Origin of the sequence: Marinobacter sp. 1_MG-2023 (genome assembly GCF_030549045.1) — a bacterium.
Lineage (GTDB): Bacteria > Pseudomonadota > Gammaproteobacteria > Pseudomonadales > Oleiphilaceae > Marinobacter.
The window spans coordinates 238,301-258,679 of sequence record NZ_JAUOST010000002.1 but is presented as its reverse complement, the minus strand read 5'-3'; the positions used below and the strand labels follow the sequence as shown (position 1 = coordinate 258,679).

General features: G+C 53.8%; 5 protein-coding genes. 4 read left to right on the top strand and 1 reads right to left on the bottom strand.

The window, feature by feature from the left end; all coding sequences use genetic code 11:
• Window positions 1-58 precede the first annotated feature (58 nt).
• Window positions 59-820 (bottom strand): DNA-binding response regulator, encoded by a 762-nt coding sequence (locus Q4606_RS07340; protein ID WP_303607127.1) that lies wholly within the window; start codon window positions 818-820, stop codon window positions 59-61.
• A gap of 405 nt (window positions 821-1,225) precedes the next feature.
• Here Q4606_RS07340 and Q4606_RS07335 point away from each other — a divergent pair, with 405 nt between their 5' ends.
• The 4 genes from Q4606_RS07335 to Q4606_RS07320 are packed head-to-tail and all read left to right on the top strand — an operon-like array spanning window position 1,226 to window position 20,233.
• Window positions 1,226-3,013: a TolC family outer membrane protein gene (locus Q4606_RS07335; protein ID WP_303607126.1), complete on the top strand. Its 1,788-nt coding sequence runs from the start codon at window positions 1,226-1,228 to the stop codon at window positions 3,011-3,013.
• Window positions 3,014-3,028: 15 nt separating this feature from the next.
• Window positions 3,029-5,161, top strand: a complete 2,133-nt coding sequence (locus Q4606_RS07330) for a type I secretion system permease/ATPase (protein WP_303607125.1) — start codon at window positions 3,029-3,031, stop codon at window positions 5,159-5,161.
• Window positions 5,158-6,612 carry an HlyD family type I secretion periplasmic adaptor subunit gene (locus Q4606_RS07325; protein WP_303607124.1) on the top strand — a complete coding sequence of 485 codons (1,455 nt, stop codon included), beginning with the start codon at window positions 5,158-5,160 and terminating at the stop codon, window positions 6,610-6,612. The genes Q4606_RS07330 and Q4606_RS07325 overlap by 4 nt, the downstream gene beginning before the upstream one ends.
• 55 nt (window positions 6,613-6,667) lie before the next feature.
• Entirely contained in the window at window positions 6,668-20,233 is a 13,566-nt protein-coding gene (locus Q4606_RS07320) for an immunoglobulin-like domain-containing protein (RefSeq protein ID WP_303607123.1), read from the top strand.
• The last annotated feature ends 146 nt before the right edge of the window (window positions 20,234-20,379 follow it).

The following is a 20,379-nucleotide window of genomic DNA, read 5'->3' as shown; positions in this document are numbered from 1 at the left end:
GCGATGGCGACTAAAAGAACGGGTTTCCACAAGCTGTGAATCAAAAGAGCCTCTAAGGTTAGTTATGCTGTTGGCGAAACTCTCTGGGCGACGATTTGAATCGCTCTTTGAACGCGGTGGAAAAGTTGGCGCTGTCTTTAAAACCCACCTGGTGCGCTATATCTTGCACCGGGAGCCGGGTTTCTTGAAGAAGAATCCTGGCTTCCTTCATCCGCTCTTCTCTGAGGTATTCGTATACGGTTGCCCCGGCACAAACCTTGAACGCCATATTCAGTTTCTTGCTGTTCGTTCCTGTCAGTGTTTCCAGTTCATTCATCGATAGAGTCGACGACAGTGACCTGAGAAGGTGGGTGCGCGCTGAGTGGAACAGGATCGAATGCAGATTGTTTGTTGGTGGTGCATCTGTTTTTTGCGCTTCTTTATTATTCGCCGAGGGTGCGCGGTTGCGCAAATGAATGACCAGTCTCAACTTTACTTCATTGAAATCAAAGGGCTTGTTGATGTAATCAACAGCACCGGCGAGTAGACCTCGAACTCGCTGCTCGGCTGCGGTCATGCAGGAAATAAACACTACCGGGATATCCCGGGTCCTAGGATCCTGAGTGATGATTTTGCAGGCGTCCCGGCCATTGCAGCGAGGCATCTCAGAGTCCATCAGGATGATGTCAGGTTGTCTTGCGCGTGCCTGTTCGATGCCCTCAAGGCCATCACAAGCATAAAACAACTGGCAACCCTGACGCTGGAGATATGCCGAAAGCAGCATGCGATCTGCTTCTTCATCCTCGACAATCAGGATCCGTGTGTGTCTCAAAGCACCCATGTTTGCCCTTTCGCGTTTTTCGGCGTCGCGTTTATAGGTCGAACCTTGCAAGAATTTTAACAGCACAGCATGCAGGGTGTTTGTTGCAAAACAATTTAACGGCGAAGTTTAGCCGAATTTACTAATCCCTCTAAAGTGGCCTTGTGATATCGGGCCAAAGATATTTCCCTCGAACACAACTTTTTTCGCGTAGGCAAATGTTCGCGATGAAAGCAGTGTTACGGTCAGTTAATTACGTCTCTCTGCGTTCGTCGCTCTGTATGAAACGCTATCAATTTCAGGCTGTTCCATGCCTTTGATGGTACTTCATAACTTGATGAGTGCGGGCCTTTTATCTAAATCACCAGCCTAACGACCTTATCCGTTGCTTAGCCAAAAGCTCGAACGGATTGCTTAGAGGATTTTATGGCCAGAACACCCTTTGCCGCCAAACTTGCCCTTGCGTATTCTTTGAGCTTTACAGCATTTATTTCAGCTGCAGAGAAGCCACACGACGACTTGTTAAGTGTTGTTCAGGAAACACTGGACACTAACCCGGAATTGCAGATTCGGTTGCATGCGTTCCAGGCCTCGACTTATGACCAGCGTGAAGCTTTCGGCGGATACTTGCCATCTATTGATGTAAGTGCGTCCGGTGGTATTGGCGCCCGTGACTACGATGACCGTGGCAGCTACAACCGCAATTATGCAGAAGTGTCGCTCACACAAATGCTGTTCGACGGATTTCGAGTGCGTAACGCCGTCGCGAGAGCCGAGCATAGTAGTCGTGCGCGCTATTACGAACTGCTGGATGAGGCAGAAACCAAGGCGCTCGAGGCCAGTGAGGTTTATCTGAGCGTTCTCCGCCACCGCGAGCTGGTGGCACTCGCACAGCAAAACGTTGCAAACCATCAGCGGGTGCAACGCCATGTGAGCGATCGTGTCGGTCGAGGTATTAGCAATCGGGCCGACCTGCAGCAAATTGATGGGCGTTTATCTCTCGCACGCTCTAATTTAATGACTGAGGTGGCAAACCTGCAGAGTGTTACTGCTCGTTTTCAGCGTTTGGTTGGTCGCTTCCCCGCCGAGAATCTAACCCCTTTCGAAGTAGAAGCGCAGGCTGTGCCTGAAGGGTTATGGCAGGTTCTAAAGACGGTCTATGCCAATAACCCGGCCTTGTTTGCAGCGTTTGAGGAGATTCAGGCTTCCGAGGCCTCTTACGGTGAAGCCAAGTCTGGCCGCTACCCAACGCTAGAACTGGGCGCTCGCCACGGTACCTATAAAAATAACAATAGCTTCGATACGCGATCAGACCCGCACTCCTATGGCGATGAAACAGTGATCGAGCTGCGTGCGCGTTATAATTTGTATCGCGGTGGCAGTGACCGCGCGGCCGAGCGCGCAGCAAATCGCCGGATCAGCCAGGCTGAAAGTATGCGGGACAAAACCTGCGTCGATTTGCGCCAGACTGCAACCATTGCACACAGCGATGTACTTAACCTTCAGGTAAAACTTGCCTCTTTAGCGAATCACCGCGAAGAAGCAGGGGGAGTGCTTGCCGCCTATCGCGAGCAGTTCGATATCGGGCGTCGTTCGTTGCTGGATGTACTCGACTCCGAAAACGAGTTTTTCCAGGCGGAGCGTGCTTATATCAACGGGACATACGACCTGGAAATCAACCGCCTGCAAACACTTCACAGTATGGGGCGGCTGCTGGACACCCTTGCCGTTGGTAGTGAAGAGCTTCCAGATCTTGGTGACATCAATCAGTCGGTTAACCCTGGCTCCAGTCGTTACTGCACGCTGCCCGATGATGGCGCCGTAAGCTTCGATCGCTACCTGCAAACGGCAGATACCGAAGAGGTCTTGAATCTGGGCAGCGATACGCTGTTCGACATCGGCAGTGCCGAATTCAAACCCGAGGCAATGGCTCGCCTGCAGCAGTTTGCCCGGCGTTTGCTGGAGCGTGGAACGGCGAAGTCCATCAATATTGTGGGTCATACCGACAGCACCGGCACTGATGCACTGAATCGTGAGCTATCTCTGGCCCGAGCAATAGCAGTGCGGGATGCTCTTGTTGATAGCGGTGTTACGGATACCGTTATGCTGGTCTCCGGCGTAGGTGCGTATCAACCCAATGCAAGCAACGACACAGCCGAAGGCCGGGCATTGAACCGCCGTGTTGAGGTGCGTGTTACTCATGCCCGTAAATAGGCATGAAAGGCTGTCATGGATCTGACCGATGACCCCTTAGGCGCTTGCCTGCTATGGCTGGCCGCTGAAAATGGCACTGCGACCAGCCACGATGCGCTGGTTTCAGGTTTGCCATTAGTGGACGGACGCCTGTCGCCTTCTGTATTTGCCCGCGCCGCGGAGCGGGTAGATATGAAGGTGACACTGGTACGGCAGCCCTTGAGTCGCCTTAACCGTCTGCTGTTCCCCTGCGTCGTCTTGTTGGAGGGTAACCGCGCTTGCCTGCTAACAAGCATTGACGTCCAGAAGCAGAAAGTTCAGGTACTGTTGCCGGAACTCGGTATGCAACCCCAGGAGCTGGAACTGGACAGCTTCAAAGACAGCTATACGGGGATCGCCCTGTACTGTCGCCCGGATTTTCGCCTGGATTCGAATAAGACAGGTGCAGGCTCCGCTGCTACAGATAAGGGTCATTGGTTCTGGAGTGTCATCAAGGCAAACCGGCCGGTGTATCGAGATATCCTGATCGCGGCTTTTTTTATTAATCTGTTCGCCCTGACAATGCCGCTGTTCGTCATGAACGTCTATGACCGAGTGGTTCCCAATCACGCGACGGATACACTCTGGGTTCTCGCTCTGGGTGCGCTTTTCATTATATGTGCCGACTTGGCTTTGCGGTTGCTGCGCAGCTGGTTTGTGGAGTTGGCTGCGAGCAGGGCTGATATTAAGGTGTCGGCCCGGATCATGGAGAGGATTCTGGGCGCCCGGCTTGAGCATGCGCCGCCTTCAGTAGGCTCGTTTGCAGCCAATGTACAGTCGTTTGAATCCGTGCGCTCGTTTATCGGCTCGATGACCGTTACTGCGCTTGTTGACCTTCCGTTCTTTCTGCTTTTTGTGATCATCATTGCCCTGATTTCGCCAGTGATGATGGTTCCCGTGGTGATTGGCGCAACGCTGATTATTTTTTACGCCCTTTCGGTACAGGCGACCATGCACCAGCTTTCAGAAACCATGAGCCAGGCCAGCGCCCAGCGTAATTCGGGCTTAATTGAAAGCCTGGTTGCTGCGCCCACGCTCAAGAGCTTCAATGCCACAAGCCGCATGCAAAGTGCCTGGGAGCAGTCTACCCGGTTTTTGTCTGGCTGCTCGGGGAAGCAGCGCATGCTCGGTATGTCAGTTGGTGCGGGTGCGTCCTGGGTACAACAGGTTGTCTCGGTAGTAATGATTATCACCGGTGTTTACCTGGTGATAAGTGGTGATTTGAGCCAGGGCGGGCTCATCGCAGCTTATATGTTGTCGTCCCGTGCCATGGCGCCTGTTTCGCAAACAGCCTCGCTCTTGACTCAGTATTACCAGGCGGCCACCGCTCTGACATCTGTTGAGCAGATCATGGACGCTGAGCAGGACCGAGATCCCGGAAAACATCTAATCAGTCGGGGCAAGCTGCGCGGTGAAATAGAACTTCGCAACGTCTCTTTTCAGTATCCGGATGAAGATCGTGACGCTTTGTCTGAAGTTTCACTGCATATCCGGGCGGGCGAGCGAGTGGGGATTCTTGGCCGTGTGGGTTCCGGCAAGAGCACACTGGAAAAACTCATTCTGGGTTTGTATCGGCCAACCTCGGGCAGCCTCCTGGTTGATGGCGTGAATATCGGGCAGATAGATCCGACAGAGCTACGCCGCAATATCGGTTACATCCCTCAAGACGTTCAGTTACTCAGTGGCACTGTCTACGACAACATTACGCTGGGCATAGAGCACCCAAGCAACGAACGTCTGATGCAGGCGATCAATATTTCCGGCCTGAAAGGTTTGGTGGGTGATCACGCCGATGGTTTATCGATGCCCGTCGGAGAAGGGGGTAATCGTCTGTCGGGTGGGCAGCGTCAGACTATTGCGGTGGCCCGCGCTGTTATGGCCGATAGCAGCATTTTGTTGCTTGATGAGCCCACCAGTGCCATGGATAGCATGTTGGAGAACCATGTAAGCAAAGGCCTGAGCCAGCTTGGCCAGGGCAAAACGTTGCTGCTGATAACTCATCGCACCGGCTTGCTGGACCTGGTTGATCGACTGATTGTTATGGATGCTGGCAAAGTCGTTGCCGACGGCCCGAAACAGAGCGTGCTTCAGGCGCTTCAGCAAGGAAGTATTCAGCGGGGGGCGAGATGAAAGACAAGCCCGACGTTGTAGAAAAAACGGCTCAGAAGCACGTTGAACAACAAGCATTTGAACGTTTGCAGTTGGCTGATGCGGTAGGCGCCCGGGGCAGAGGCTTCATTGATCGCCTGTTCCGGCCGTTTTTCTCAGCGTTTCGCAACAACTCAAGGCAATGGCCCGACGATGCAGACCAGGCAATGGAGCAGCAGAGCACCCTCCGTGCCCGTAGCCTTCTATATGGTATTGCGCTGACCTGCATCGGGTTGATCATCTGGGCTGCGGTTGCTCCCATAGATGAAGTAACCCGGGGGGAAGGCAAGGTGATACCGTCGCGGCAACTGCAAATCATACAGTCTGCGGATGGCGGTGTTATCGACGAACTTTTCGTTGAGGAAGGCGCAACGGTGAAGCAGGGCGACCTTCTGGTGCGCATAGATCCCACCCGCTTTGTTGCCAGCTTTCAGGAAGGCAGTGTGCGGGCGTTTGCATTGGCGGCGAAAGTTGAGCGGTTGCGGGCGCAGATCAACAACGAACCACTTCAACTAAACTTCAGCGAAGCTGTAACCGCCGAGCAACAGCAGGTTCTGCGCCAGGAGCAGGGTTATTACCAGGCCAGTCTGAAAGAGCTGAGCGATCGGCTCTCTGTCGCGCGGGAACAGCGCGCCCAGCGGCAGCAAGAGCTGGGAGAAGTTCAGGCGCGGTTGTCTGCGGCAGAGAAGTCTTACCGCATGTCGACGCGGGAGTTGCAGGCCACTCGGCCCTTGTTAGGCTCTGGTGCTGTTTCCGAAATAGAAGTTCTGCGCTTGCAACGAGACCAGGCCGCCGCAGACGGTGAGCAGCTTCAGGCGGCGGCTCGTGTCAGGCAGGTCAAGGCCAGCATCAAGGAAGCGGACTCCCGACTACTAGAGATTGAGTCTACTGCGCGTAACCAGTGGCGCGCGGAACTTAGTGATGCCAGTTCCCAATTGAACAGTCTGGAGAGGAGTGTTGCGGGTCTGGCGGATAAGGTAAGGCTCTCTGAAATTCGTTCTCCCGTGAACGGCACAGTTCAGCGGGTACTCCTGAATACTATTGGTGGGGTTGTTCAGCCCGGGAATGCAGTTGTTGAAATTGTGCCCAGTGACGATCGCCTGCTTGTCGAAGCCAAAATAGCACCCAAAGACATTGCCTTCCTGCGCCCCGGGCTGCCAGCCACCATAAAGCTCCATGCCTATGATTTCTCCGTTTATGGTGGCATTTCCGCAACGCTCCAGCACATCAGTGCCGACACCATTACCGATGAGCGCGATAACACCTTTTATCTGGTGCGTGCTGTTACCAATGACACAGATTCGGCGCAGAAATTTTCCGTTATTCCCGGGATGACAGCTCAACTCGACATCATGACCGGGAAGAAAAGCATTTTATCGTACCTGCTAAAGCCTTTACTGCGCGCCAAAGCCAATGCTTTGAGCGAGCGTTAAACCAGATTCTGCACATGCGCGCATGCCGCATGGATAGCTACTTTGTGAGGTCCTTATGACTACTCTGGCAATTGTTGTTTCACTGATCGGACAGGCCTGGGCGGAGAACGCGAACGGCGAACGTCGTTTACTCAGCGTGGGTGATCAACTTGGCGTTGATGAAACGCTGATCATGGAAGAAGGCGCACGCGTTGATTTGGACTTCGGTGATAACCAGCAACTGACGTTTGTGGGCGAGCAGCAAGTCTCAGCCGACCAGCGCGGCGAGTTCATGGAGCAGAATGAAGACGTGCGGCCTCAGCCGTCTTCAGACCAGGCGCCGGCGGATGCGAGCCCTACGCTATACCAGAGTGCCACGCCAGAAGGACATGGTTTTGTTCAGCTGGTTCGTATTGGCGAAATTATCGAAGCGGATGGTTACACGCCGGTGACCGTTGCGCGCATTCAGGAAGTGTTGCGGCCATTCGGTATGAGCCTGCCGCAATCAACGTTTGTACGTGTTGAGATACGTGATCACCAGGGTTCTACTGACCGTCACGAAACAAATAATGACTACCCTCAGACTGGCTCTAAGCTCCCAAAACTGAGCATTTCCATCGATGTGATTGCTGGCAACGATATCGTAGACGCAACGGAAGCCGGGCAGTCTATTACTCTGACAGGGACAGTGGGCGGCGGAGTAGAACCAGGCGATCGTGTTACTGTAACTGTCAACGGCCAACTGTATGAAACAACCGTTAATGCAGATGGCAAAACCTGGCAAGTGGATGTGCCGGGCAGTGAGTTGGCGCAAGACAATAATGTTCAGGCAACGATTGCCAGTGTAGAGCCAAATGGTACGCCTGTTTCTGAACAGGCAGAGCGGCCCTACGAGGTGGATAGTGTCGCACCAACGGTTACGGTTGAGTTAGAGCCAGGCTCTGGCACCAATGGCGGATACAACGAAGACGACACGAAAGACGGCAAAGTCACGGGCAAAGTGACTTTCGACCCCGACACCACAGAACCTGGTGACACCGTCATAATCACCGACAAAGACGGTGAAGTGATTATTGAACGCCCGGTCACCGAGGATGACATCACCAATGGCATTATCGTCGACGTGCCTGTGTCTGAGGGACAGACCGATGTCGAACTCAACGTTACCATCACCGACCCTGTTGGCAATACCGGCACCGGATCAGACGCCAAACCGGTGGATAATGTTACCCCGGGTGTAGATGCAGTGCTTGAACCGGGCTCTGGCCCGAACGGCGACTACAACGAAGCCGATACGCAAGACGGAAAAGTTACGGGCACGATCACCTTTGATCCGAACACCACACTTCCCGGCGACAAGGTGACAGTAACGGATATCGACGGTAACCCGATTACAGATAAAAACGGCGATCCGATCGTGGATTACGAGCTTACCGAAGACGATATCGACAACGGCATTGTTGTGGACGTGCCCGTCGCGGAAGGCCAAATCGATGTTGAGCTGAATGTTGAAGTCTCCGACCCAGCGGGTAATACCAGCACAGGTTTCGATAAAAACCCGAAAGATAATATAGCTCCGGAAGTAATCGTAGAACTTGAAGACGGTTCTGGCCCGAATGGCGCCTATAACGAAGACGACACCAGCGACGGTAAAGTTACTGGCACCATCACCTTTAAGCCCGGCACCACTGAACCGGGTGATACCGTCAAAATCACCGATAAAGATGGCAATGTCATTATCGAACGGCCGGTCACTGAGGATGAAATCAACAATGGCATTACCGTAGATGTGCCAGTCAGCGACGGCCAGACCAGTGTCGACCTGAACGTGGAAGTTGTTGATCCGGCGGGCAACACCGGCAACGGATCGGATACCAAGCCGGTAGACAACATCACTCCTACGCTTGAGGTAGAGCTTGAGCCGGGTAGTGGCCCTAACGGCAGCTACAACGAAGCCGATACCAGTGATGGTACCGTTGAAGGCACCATCACGCTGGACCCCGGCACCACCAAACCGGGTGATACGGTGGTGATTACCGACGGCCAGGGCAACGAACTGATTAACCGCCCGGTGACTCAGGACGATATCGACAACGGCATCTCTGTAGACGTGCCCGTCACCTCCGGTCGCACCGAAGTGGAACTGAACGCCACCGTTACCGACCCGGCGGGGAATACCAGTGGTGGTAAAGACGAAAACGACGTCGATAACGTCGGCCCCGGAGCAAGCGTGGAGCTGGCGCCGGGCACAGGCCCGGGTGGCAGCTATAACGAGGGTGACATCACCGACGGTACGGTCACGGGCAAGATCACCCTGACACCAGAGACTGTGCCTGGCGACACCCTGGTGGTCACCGATGGCAACGGCAATGAGCTGATCAATCGCCCCGTCACCCAGGACGACATCGACAACGGCGTCAGTGTGGAGGTACCGGTAGAACCCGGCCAGCCGGACGTTGAGATCAATGTTGAACTGACGGACCCCTCAGGCAACACCGGCACGGCGACCGACAACAAAGACGTAGACAACGTTACGCCCACCGTTGAGGTTGAACTGGCAACGGGCTCCAGTCCGGATGGCAGCTATAACAAAGACGATGCCGATAATGGCACCGTTGAAGGCACTATCAACCTGGACCCAACGGTCTCGGTCGGTGACCACCTTGTAGTCACCGACGGCAAAGGTAATACGCTGTTTGATGCCCCAGTGACACAAGCCGATATTGATAACGGCGTTATCGTTCAGGTTCCAATTACCGACACCGATACTCAATTAGAATTAAACGCTGAGATCACCGACGAAGCTGGTAACACCAGCAATGCATCGGACGATAAACCGGTCGATGCGGTGACACCCACGCTGACGGCGGAGCTTGAAGGCGCCGGCAGTGATGGCGTATACAGCGTTGACGAAATCACCGACGGTAAAGTCACCGGCAAAGTAACGCTGGATCCGAACACCGTTGAAGTGGGCGACCGCCTGGTGATTCAGGACGGTTCCGGCAGCGTCCTGATCGACCGCCCGGTCACGCAGGACGATATTAATGATGGCGTTAGCGTCGATATCTCCGTGTCATCCGGTGCCACCGAGGTAGAGATCAGCGCCACCATTACCGACCCCTCGGGTAACACCAGTGACGATGCCGATAACAAAACTGTAGACAACGTGACGCCCACCGTTGAGGTTGAACTAGAGCAGGGTAGTGGCCCTAACGGCAGCTACAACGAAGACGATACCAGTGATGGCACGGTTGAAGGCACAGTTACGCTGGACCCCGGCACCACCAAACCGGGCGATACGGTGGTCATTACCGATGCCCAGGGCAACGAATTAATCAACCGCCCAATAACACAGGATGATATCGACAACGGCATTACGGTAGATGTGCCCGTCACCTCCGGTCAAACCGATGTGGAACTGAACGCCACCGTTACCGACCCGGCGGGCAACACCAGCAGCGCAACTGATAGCAAACTCGTAGACAATCTCGCGCCGGATATCAATACGCCTATCGCTGACCAGAGTGATCTCGATGCGGATGTGATCAACCTGGATGTCAGCGGGAACTTCAATGACATCGTTGATGGCAGCGACATCAGCTACAGCGCCAACGGCTTGCCCGATGGGCTAACCATCGACCCAGATACCGGCGTTATTAGCGGCACTATCGACAAATCTGCCAGTCAGTTTGGCGGCAACGGCGAGCATACCGTCACCATCAGTGTGACCGATCAATCAGGAAATAGTGCAGATACTGAGTTTGCCTGGAGCGTGAGCAATCCACTGCCGGATGCTGTAGACGACGCCATCACAGCTGTTGAAGGCATCACGCTTACGGTTGATAGCGCCAACGGTGTTCTGGCCAACGATTCCGACCCTGATGGCGATAACCCGCTGGGTGTTACCGAATTTGCGGTAGATGGCCAAACTTATAGCGCGGGCGATGCAGCAACGATTGCCGGTGTTGGCGAGCTAACACTTAATGCTGATGGCAGTTATGAGTTTGTGCCTGAGCCTGATTATAGCGGCACAGTGCCAGCAGTGACTTATACAGTCTCTGATGCCGATGGCGGCACGAGCACTGCGGATTTACATATCACGGTTGAGCCCGTACTGGACATTACTTTGAGCGCGCCGGCGCAGGTTAATGAAGGCGATAAGATTACTGTCACCGCAACTGTTGAAACACCGGTGCAGGACAATCCGCTCTACGTCATTTTGGACAATGGCCAGACAATCACCATTCCGGTGGGCCAGACTAGTGGCAGCGCTGAGGTAGATAGCCGCCTGGATGACGCTTACACACAAGGCAGTACGACGGCAGAGTTTGAAGTGGTCGGCGCTAGCGGTGGCAGCGGACATATTAATGATTCAAGCTTTGGCAGCACAACCAGCACGGAAGTTGTCGATAACGGTGATGCAACCACCGTCAGCGTTTCAACCGCCGATGTGACTGAAGATGCTACCGGCGTTACCTTTAATTTCCAGCTGAGCAACCCACCACAAACGGGCGAAACCGTTACGCTGACGGTAGACGTTGCTGGCACTGAGCACACCGTAGTCGTTGATGCCAATGGCGGTGGCGACTTGTTTATCAACACTCAGAACCCGGACGTTTACCTTGATCCTGACAGCGTGACTGCAGAAGTTACCGCTATCAATGGTGGAAACTTTGAGGCAACAGATCTGTCTGGCGCCACTGCCACAGCGCAGATCGCCGACACGATCGATGCCGTTACCGCGGAATTGAGCGTAGACAGCACAACAGTGAATGAAGGCGGGTCAGACTTGGCCTACACAGTCACGCTGATGGATGCCAATGGCAATGCAGTAGATGCCAAAAACGATATAACAGTGACCTTGTCAGATGGCAGCAGCATCACCATCGCCGCTGGTAGCAGCAGTGAGAGCTTTAACTTAGCGATGCAAAGTGATGATGTTTATGTGGATGGCGAGACCATAAGTACTGCCATTACGGATATTAGCGAACAGAATGCGGGTGCCGCTGATAGTTTCGAAGATCTGACCTTCAATGGCGCTGCCGTAAATACGGTGGTTAGCGATACGATCGATACCACCAGTGTTAGCCTGACTGCTGGCCCTGGTCTGACGGAATCCGGTGGCACGCTCACCTATACCGTGACCTTGGGCGGCGAGGTGCGCGCAGGTGACGACCCCGTTGAAGTAACGTTCAAAGACCTTAATGGCGATGATCAAATCATCACCATCGGTGGTGGGAACACTACTGGCACCGTGGATGTGATCATCCCGCCGAGTCTGTTTGAAGGGGTGTATAAAGACGATCCACAAGACATTGTGGTGGCTACGGATGTAGCGGTTAGTGGTGGTTCCGATTTTGAGAACCTGGGCGCTCCGAGTGTGGGTACGGTTGAAATTACTGACAGTATCGACATCACCACTGCCACGCTAACTTCCAGCGGCAGCGGCGATGAAGACAACGGTTCCATTACCTACACCATTAACCTGGATAACGCGCCGCAAGCAGATCAGTCATTCAGTATTACCTTGAGCAATGGCCAGACAGCCAGCATTCAGATAGCCGCCGGCGCAACCAGCGGTGAAGTTGCCTTTGGCTGGGGCACTGGTGCTGTAGCTGGCACCCAGGCGTTGGATGGTTACCCTGATGGCGATGTTTACGTAGAAGATGACGTTGCCCTGACCGTGGATGATTTCGCTGCCGTTGGTAATGGCGGGAACTTTGAGCAACTCGATTTGGTGAACGACAGTACGGGCATCACCATCGCTGATACAGATACACCTGTCACCATCACCCTGAGTGACATTACAAGTGAAGAAGGCGAAAGCCAGACCATCACCGCAACGGTTGATCACCCGGTTACAGAGAACGATCTGGTCATTAGCCTGAGCAATGGTGAAACCATCACCATCGCCGTGGGCGCGACCAGTGGTACGTCTGATCCGTTCCAGGTTCAGAGCGACGACGTTTATGTAGATGGAGAAACCTACGACCTCTCCATCGATAGCGTGACTGGTGGAAACTTCGAGCAAGTCGTTGATACGGATACGTCAACGGTGACGGTCACCGACACCATCGACCCTGTATACGCACAAATCACCGTCGACCAGGACTCTGTCCTTGAAGGTGGCACGCTCAATTACACCGTTAATCTTGTCGATGAAAATGGCGACCCGGTTAACGTTGAGTCTGGAAAAGACGTAACCGTGAACCTTGACTGGAGTGGCGCAGCCGCCAATACGGGTGACGTGGATGCCTTGCCCGCCAGCATTACCATTACCGGCGGCAATGCCTCAGCGAGTTTCGAAGTTAATACTACCGCGGACATGACAGCTGAACTGAGTGAGCCTGTCGCTGCCACAATTGAAAGCGTTGTAGATAATGCCGGCATAGATCCCGGCTTTGAAAACCTGCAAGTAGATTCAGGCAACGACAGCGCCACCGCCCACATAGTAGACGCCCCGACCATCGAAGTGCTGGACGATAACGGTGCTGCTGATGGCCAGCTCACCGTGCATGAGCAGGGCCTGAACACCGGCGATGGCTCAAATACAGTTAGTGGCGTACTGCGTGTTACCGCACCGTCCGGACTTGATTCCATCGAAATTGGTGGGCAGGAATTCACCCTGGCGGACATCGAAGCTCTGGATGGCACTCAGACCATCACAGTTTCCGGCCACGGCGTGATCACCCTGAACAGCTCTGCCATGGTGGAAACCGCCAATGGTCAACCCGCTGTGTGGGAAGTTGATTTCGACTACAAGTTAACCGACGCACAAGCGCACAGTGCCCAAGGTGCTGATGATGCACTGAAAGATATTGATTTAACAGTGACTGCCACAGACCCGCAGGACGCCGCTAACAGCGTTATCGGCTCTGGCAGCCTTGGCGTATTGGTGATTGATGATCTGCCCGAAGTGGATCTTACTGGCGTAGAACTGGACGAAGCTCAAGTGAAAGAAGCGCAAATTGGTGCGCAAGGCGCTGAGGCGACCGTTAATTTCTCCGGGGCTTTCGATATTAAATATGGCGTCGATGGAAACAACGGTGTCGCTTATGAATTGGTGATTGATAACAGTGCTTCTGGCCTTGTGGATACGGCCAGTGGTGATGCAGTCATGCTTTTTGACAATAGCGGCGTAATTGAAGGTCGTAATGACAATGGCGATGTGGTTTTTACCATCACAGTGGATGCGGCGACAGGCCAAGTAACACTGGTTCAAAATCGCGCTCTGGAGCACGAGGACCCGCTCACCCCGAACGACTTCGTTAAAATCACCAACGGTGCGATTGACCTGAAAGCCACGGCCAAAGATGGCGATGGCGACGAAATCAGCAATACAGTAAATATTGGTGACCGGTTCGTATTTCAGGACGATGGCCCGGCTGTCAGCGGTCAGCCGACCGCGACAAATGTTGATGAAAAATACCTCGATTCAGGCAGTGAAGCAGGGCAGGGCAGCACCAGTGTTACAGCGTCCTTGCCGATAGATACCGGTGAAGACGGCATGGGCAGCCTGACGTTCGCTACGAATCAGACTGCGCTGCAAAGCCTGCTGGCGAGCACGGGTAACTCAGGCATTACGATTGATGTAACCGATGAGACCCTTACCGGTACCCGGGGCGGTGAAGAAGTTTTTGTCGTAACCCTGGATAAAAATACGGGTAAGTACACCTTTGAGCTTAAAGGTGCGCTTGCGCATCCGGTTTCCGTCAACGGAACCATGGCAATGGAGTTCGCCTATCAGGTACAGGATGCCGATGATGACTCAGCCACGGGCACCTTCGTTGTTAACCTCGTGGATGATGTGCCGAAGACGAGCGTATCTATCACTACGGATGAAGATACGGCTTATGGGCCCTTTACTACTTCGGCGGACTCAACTCAGAGTAATGTCAGCATTCAGGATACTGATGATAATCCGGCCACAAGTGTAACCATCTTGCCTGATGGATCGGCTATCCCTACCAGTACATTGGGATATGATGTGGGTCACGGCGTGGTTGTGGTAGACACCGATGGAAAACTGACCTTTTACCCGGATGCTGATTACAGCAATGAGGGGTCTATGGATAATTTCCAGGTCACCATTACCAATGATGACGGTTCGACCACAGTGACTGAGGTGGATGTAACCGTCAACCCGGTCTCCGATGCACCCGGTCTGGAGGATGATAAATCCATCTCCACTCCGGAAGACACTGCAGTTGCACTGGGTCTGACGGCGCCCGTGATCGTGGATGATACCGATCAGAACGGTGATGGCACTGAAGGAGACAACCCTGAACGTCTGGGCGCCATTACCTTGACGCTGGATGATGACGCGCCAACGGGCACTGTGCTGACAAAATCTGATGGTGCGTCGCTGACCGCCGATGCAGAGGGCGGTTACACCGTTGTTATCGTGGAAAACTCCGGTGACACCGTTGCGGATACCGATCTGCACCTGTCCGAGGGTCTGCCGACAGCAAACGTCAACTACCTGACTAAGGATGAATACGAAGCGCTTAAGATCGAGCCGGCAGAGGATCGTCACGAAAACGTGGAGGTGACCGTCAGCGTCACCAGCTATGAAGTGGATAGCGACGGTAAGAAACTGGGTGGGGTCGATGGCGCCCACAGTCAGCAGTCTATAAGTGTTGATGTGCAGGCAGTGACTGATGCACCGGAAATAACGCTGGCCGCACCTGCCCCATCAACTATTGGAGCCGATTCGCTGAGCGTCACTCAGCCTTCAGGTGGTACCAACGGCAAGATCGCCGTCTCCATGTCGGAAGACACAACGCTGGACCTGCAATCTGTACTGATTGAAAGCCTTGCCGATACAGATGGCTCAGAATCCTACTGGTATAGCATCAGCGGCCTGCCGGAAGGGACTAAGGTGAGCATCGGCGGTAACGACTATACCGCGGACGCCAGCGGCAATATCAGTATTCCTGAGGGCGAATACCTGAGCGGAGATAATGGAGCTGACCCAAGCTTTAGCATCACACCGCCGAAGGATTATTCCAGCGATGAGGTGATCAGCGCCACCATTGCGCTGAACACCCTCGACAGCGACAGCGACAGCATTGGCGTAAACCCAGACACCGAATCGGTCAGTATAGACCTGGAGCTGACCGTCACCCCGGTGGCTGGGGATGTCACCGCAGGTGATGTCGAAACCGAAGAAGATACTGCGGTTAACTTCCTTGAGAATGTACGGGTTACCGATACGGGAACCGGCACCGAAGTGATTAATTCAGTGTCTTTTGAAATTCCGGAAAATTGGGTCGTCACCGCGCCTGTCAGCAGCAGCGGTTGGAGTGTTTCGGGCGACGGTTCTGCCGGCAATCCTTATACAATTACTTTCAATGACGATGGTGCCGGCGGCGTTACCGTGTTGGATGAAGCCGCACGCGAAGCCGTGTTGGACGGCTTTACTATCACTCCGCCAGCTCACAGTAGTGCGGATGCAGAGATTAATCTTAATATCACCACCACGGATACTCAGACTGTCAATGGTACAGAAGTCAGTGACACCAAAACGGTGGAGCAGGATGTCAAGGTAACGGTAACCCCGCAAGGCGAAATTATTGGAAGCGACAGCGATTCCAATAGCACCAATGATCTCACCATGGTAGGGGATCATGACTACTCTTCTGCTGGTGAAGAAGATAGCTGGTTTACTTTAGGTACTGAGGCTGGTTTTAACCTGCAAGGCGACTGGAACAATGAAGATTCAGACGATTCCGAGGAGACCTTCGCTCTACTGACGCCTGAACTTGTTGAGGGTGATGGCAGCCAGGCGGATGCTAACGGATCCCAGTTCAGATATAACGACGGCAGTGGCTTAGTTACTCAAACCTATGGTGGTGAGGCCATTGAGGTACCTGTTGAGTATCTGGATACGCTGGAGTTCCTGGCGCCGCCGGACTTTGCAGGCATGTTTGAGATCAAGGTTGAAGCGTTGACTCGTGATACGGATCCTGATGATGGCTCAGTCAGCGAGAAGATCAGTGGTGAATCGACCCTGACCAATATTCTGATCAAACCTTCAGCCGATACTCCGACCACCACCGTTACGGCGCGCGTTAACGGTAATGAAGACGAGAGTGTGCCGCTGTCCATCCGACCCAGCAGCTCTGATCTGTCTGAGACCTTTAACGTCACTATCAATGCAATTCCTGATGGGGCGGAGATTGTCTACGATGGTCAGATCCTGAGTTCGGGGGCTACAGGCCTGCCAGCGGGTATGACCATTACGGATAATGGGAACGACACTTGGAAAGTAGAGATCGAAGGGTTTGATCCGGATAAGGGCGGAAACATGACCCTGACGCCGCCAGAACACTCCAATAAACCCTTTACCTTAGAGGTTGCAACGGTTTCAGTAGACACTCTGGAGGTGAATGGTACTGAGCATTCCCACGAATCCACACCGCCCTTTGAGCTGTCTATCAATGTAACCCCCAAAGGGGTAGCAGACTCGGCGGATGTTGCTGTGAAAGCGGTTGAAGATCAGAGCTTCACCGAAGCCGACGTGGACAGCAATGGCGGCGTGATGCTGGAAGATCTACTGGTCTATACACCCTCACTGACTGATACCGACGGCTCCGAAACCTTGAGCTTTAAGCTCTCCAATCTGCCGGCTGGCTTCGGCGTTGAGGGTGCCACCTCCCTGGGCAATGGCGAATGGGTCTTTGCAGCCAGCGAGCTGGGTAATGTCAAAATCACCACCCCGACCAATTTCAGTGGCACCTCGGCCGAGTTCACTCTGGCTGCGGTCACCACCGAAAACGATGGTGACTCGCTCACGGCAGAGCACAAAGTTCAGGTCAGGATCACTCCGTCGCCGGAAGCGACCATGAATCTGAGCACTGGTGGGGTTGAGGATACGCCTGCAAAACTGGACTTCAGCGCCCAGCAGCAGAACGGTGAAACCGATGAAACCATCACCGAAGTCTGGATCAAGGCCAGTGATCTGGCTGGAAAGAACTTCACTCTAACCTATGGTGAGAATGGTTCTGCGTTGGGGGCGGAAGCACAGACTGGTGTAACAGTTGATGGCGACTGGTACAAGCTTGATAGCACCGCCATGGACAATATCTACCTCAATGGTGATGACAACTGGCACGGCAATGGCAGCTTCACGGTGCAGTACCGGGTTGGAGACCCGGGTGATGATGGCACGGTTTCAGCGGTATCCGAAATGTCCGGGGATCAAACCTACAACGTCAGCGTGGCCGCCGTAACCGACCAGCCGGAGCTGACAGTTCCAGCCGGTAGTAACATCGATCTGGATTACCCGGGCACAGCCACCATCGACCTGAATATTGCGAATCAGGGCAGCGACTTCGATGGCAGTGAACAGCTGACTCGTATCCTGCTGGATAATGTACCTGAAGGTGTAATCGTAGAGGGAGCCGATTTTATCGGTGGTAATCAGTGGTTGTTTATCACTAGTGACAGCTTTGATTCAGCTCTGACTCCGTTAATTAGTCTTAAAGTTCAGTCGGAAGCGGGTGGTCTGACTGACCACGAAATCTCCATTACGGTTACCACGGAAGATGCCAGCAATGGTCAGCTGAAGACAGATAGCACAACTGTCTCGTTGACTACGAATTTCCCGGCTGGAGATGAAAGCCAGGAGCCAGCGGAGATTGTTGCCTGGGAGCAAAGTGAGTTTGACCCCACTGAGGACACCGCATTTACACTGAATGAAGCCTTCAATGGCGAGATTGAAGACGGTGTTACCGATAACGGCTTCAATATCACTCTGTCCAACCTGCCGGTAGGCACGGTTGTAACCGGCATGACCTCAACCGTTATCGGTGGCGAAACGGTGTGGACGGCTTCAGGAACTGGGGGAAATAGCGAGCTGCAGACCCTTATGGACAGCATCACGGTAACCCCGCCGGCTGACTGGAATAGTAATAAGGGCAACTTTGACTTTGATGCCAAACTGACCACCTATGTGCCTAGTGGTTTGAGAGATGACGAGACCGTTAATGCCAGTTTTGATGGGGTACAGCCGGTCAGTGATGAGCCGGAGATCACCATCAGCGCACCGGCTGTGGATGAAGGCAACGATCTGGTATTTACCGTTGATTTGTCCAATACGGCGGATGATCCCAACTGGACTCTGGTGGATGGCAAACTTTATTTGCAGCTGGATGAGTCAGGTATTGATGGTTCAGGCGTACTTAAACAAGGCGGGGCCGCCTTGAATGCCACGTCCGTCAGCGGGGGCAATGGGCTGCCAGGGGGCGACTATTACGTGATTGACTCAGTTGACCTGAGTAGTCCTGTTCAACTGACCTACACGCCATCGACGGATTATGTGAATGGCTCAGTCAGCCTCTCGGCCTGGGCTCAGAGCCAGGAAGACGATTCAACTGACATCGTGACCGGCGAGGTGACCCAGACCGGGGTAATCAAGCCAGTCAACAGCGGCTATGACTTTACTGTGGAGAATATATCCGGCGCAGAAAACGCCAGCCAGTTGGCGGAAGACGACAAGCCCAATGTTATTCAGATACCCGTGACGGACAACGGCCTCTCGGATAGCGACGGCTCCGAAGCCCCTGGCGCGGTATTGTTGAGCAACGTGCCGAATGGTTTTCTGGTTTACGTGGGTGACAGCGCCGCAAATGCAACTGCGGCGGAACTGTCTAACAACGCCGGTGGTGGCGGCACCACTAACACCTGGTTGCTGGGGAATGGCGAAATCCCGAATTATATTGGCATTATGCCGCCCCAGTACTGGAGTGGTACGGTCAATGGACTTACTCTTCAGGTCACCTCGGGCGAAGAGATTCTTTCCGCTGAGGAGGTGAGCACTCAAACCTTCAATCTGACGGTAGAAGCCCAGGCCGACGGCCTGACGCTGGCTCCCACCCCCAGCTTTGGCGAGGAGGGAGATATTATTCCACTCAACCTTAACCATGAACTCAAAGACCCGGTATCCGCCGGGGCTAGTGACGCATCTACCGAAACCCTGACGCTAGAGCTCTCCGGCATGGGCGAACATGCCGCCCTTTACCTGGGCGATACGCTGATCAGTGGTACAAGCCAGGTAACTGATCATGGCGCTGGTAGCTATACCGTTAGTGGATTGACCTCGGAAGAGGCGGAGACCCTGGGCTTTGTGCAGGCGGCCAATGAGCTGAATAGTGTACAGGTCAGGGCGCAAACCGTGGAAAGTGGCAATGGCAATGCTTCTGCCTGGACCGAATGGGAAGATATTGACACCAGCGGTGTAACCCAACAGTACGGCACCACAGGTGATGACAGCCTGCTCTGGACCGGAGAGGCGATCGATGCCTTCGGTGGCGAGGATACGATTCAGCTCCGCTTCGGCGAATCTCTCACCAGCACCGATCTGGCCAACAACCTGAAGGACATCGAAACCATCGATATGCAAGGTTCTGGCGATAATAAAATCGAAGGCCTCAGCGTGGAGGATGTTATCTCTATGACTGATGAAGATAACCTTTTGACCATTTCGGGTGATGCCGACGATAGTATCTCGCTGGATGCTGCGAGTGGCTGGGAGCTTCAGACGGGGGCGGGGGTTGCAGGCTACGACGTCTACACTGCTTCAAATGGTGGCAATGATGCAACCTTGCATATCCAACAGGACGGGGTAATCGTTGATTAGCGACTGGCAGCGTCAAAACCTACGCTGGATAAGCGTTTTGTTTGAAGGAGCAAAGGAAGTGTAAGATTGCGTAACTTGCTGGCTATGGTATTACAGTAACGAACGATTCAATATGGGGCCTAAGGATAGGCAAGACACGGCCCATT

Coding starts and splice junctions, on each gene's coding strand:
- Q4606_RS07340 (WP_303607127.1), bottom strand. CDS start 820: ATGGGTGCTTTGAGACACACACGGATCCTGATTGTCGAGGATGAAGAA.
- Q4606_RS07335 (WP_303607126.1), top strand. CDS start 1,226: ATGGCCAGAACACCCTTTGCCGCCAAACTTGCCCTTGCGTATTCTTTG.
- Q4606_RS07330 (WP_303607125.1), top strand. CDS start 3,029: ATGGATCTGACCGATGACCCCTTAGGCGCTTGCCTGCTATGGCTGGCC.
- Q4606_RS07325 (WP_303607124.1), top strand. CDS start 5,158: ATGAAAGACAAGCCCGACGTTGTAGAAAAAACGGCTCAGAAGCACGTT.
- Q4606_RS07320 (WP_303607123.1), top strand. CDS start 6,668: ATGACTACTCTGGCAATTGTTGTTTCACTGATCGGACAGGCCTGGGCG.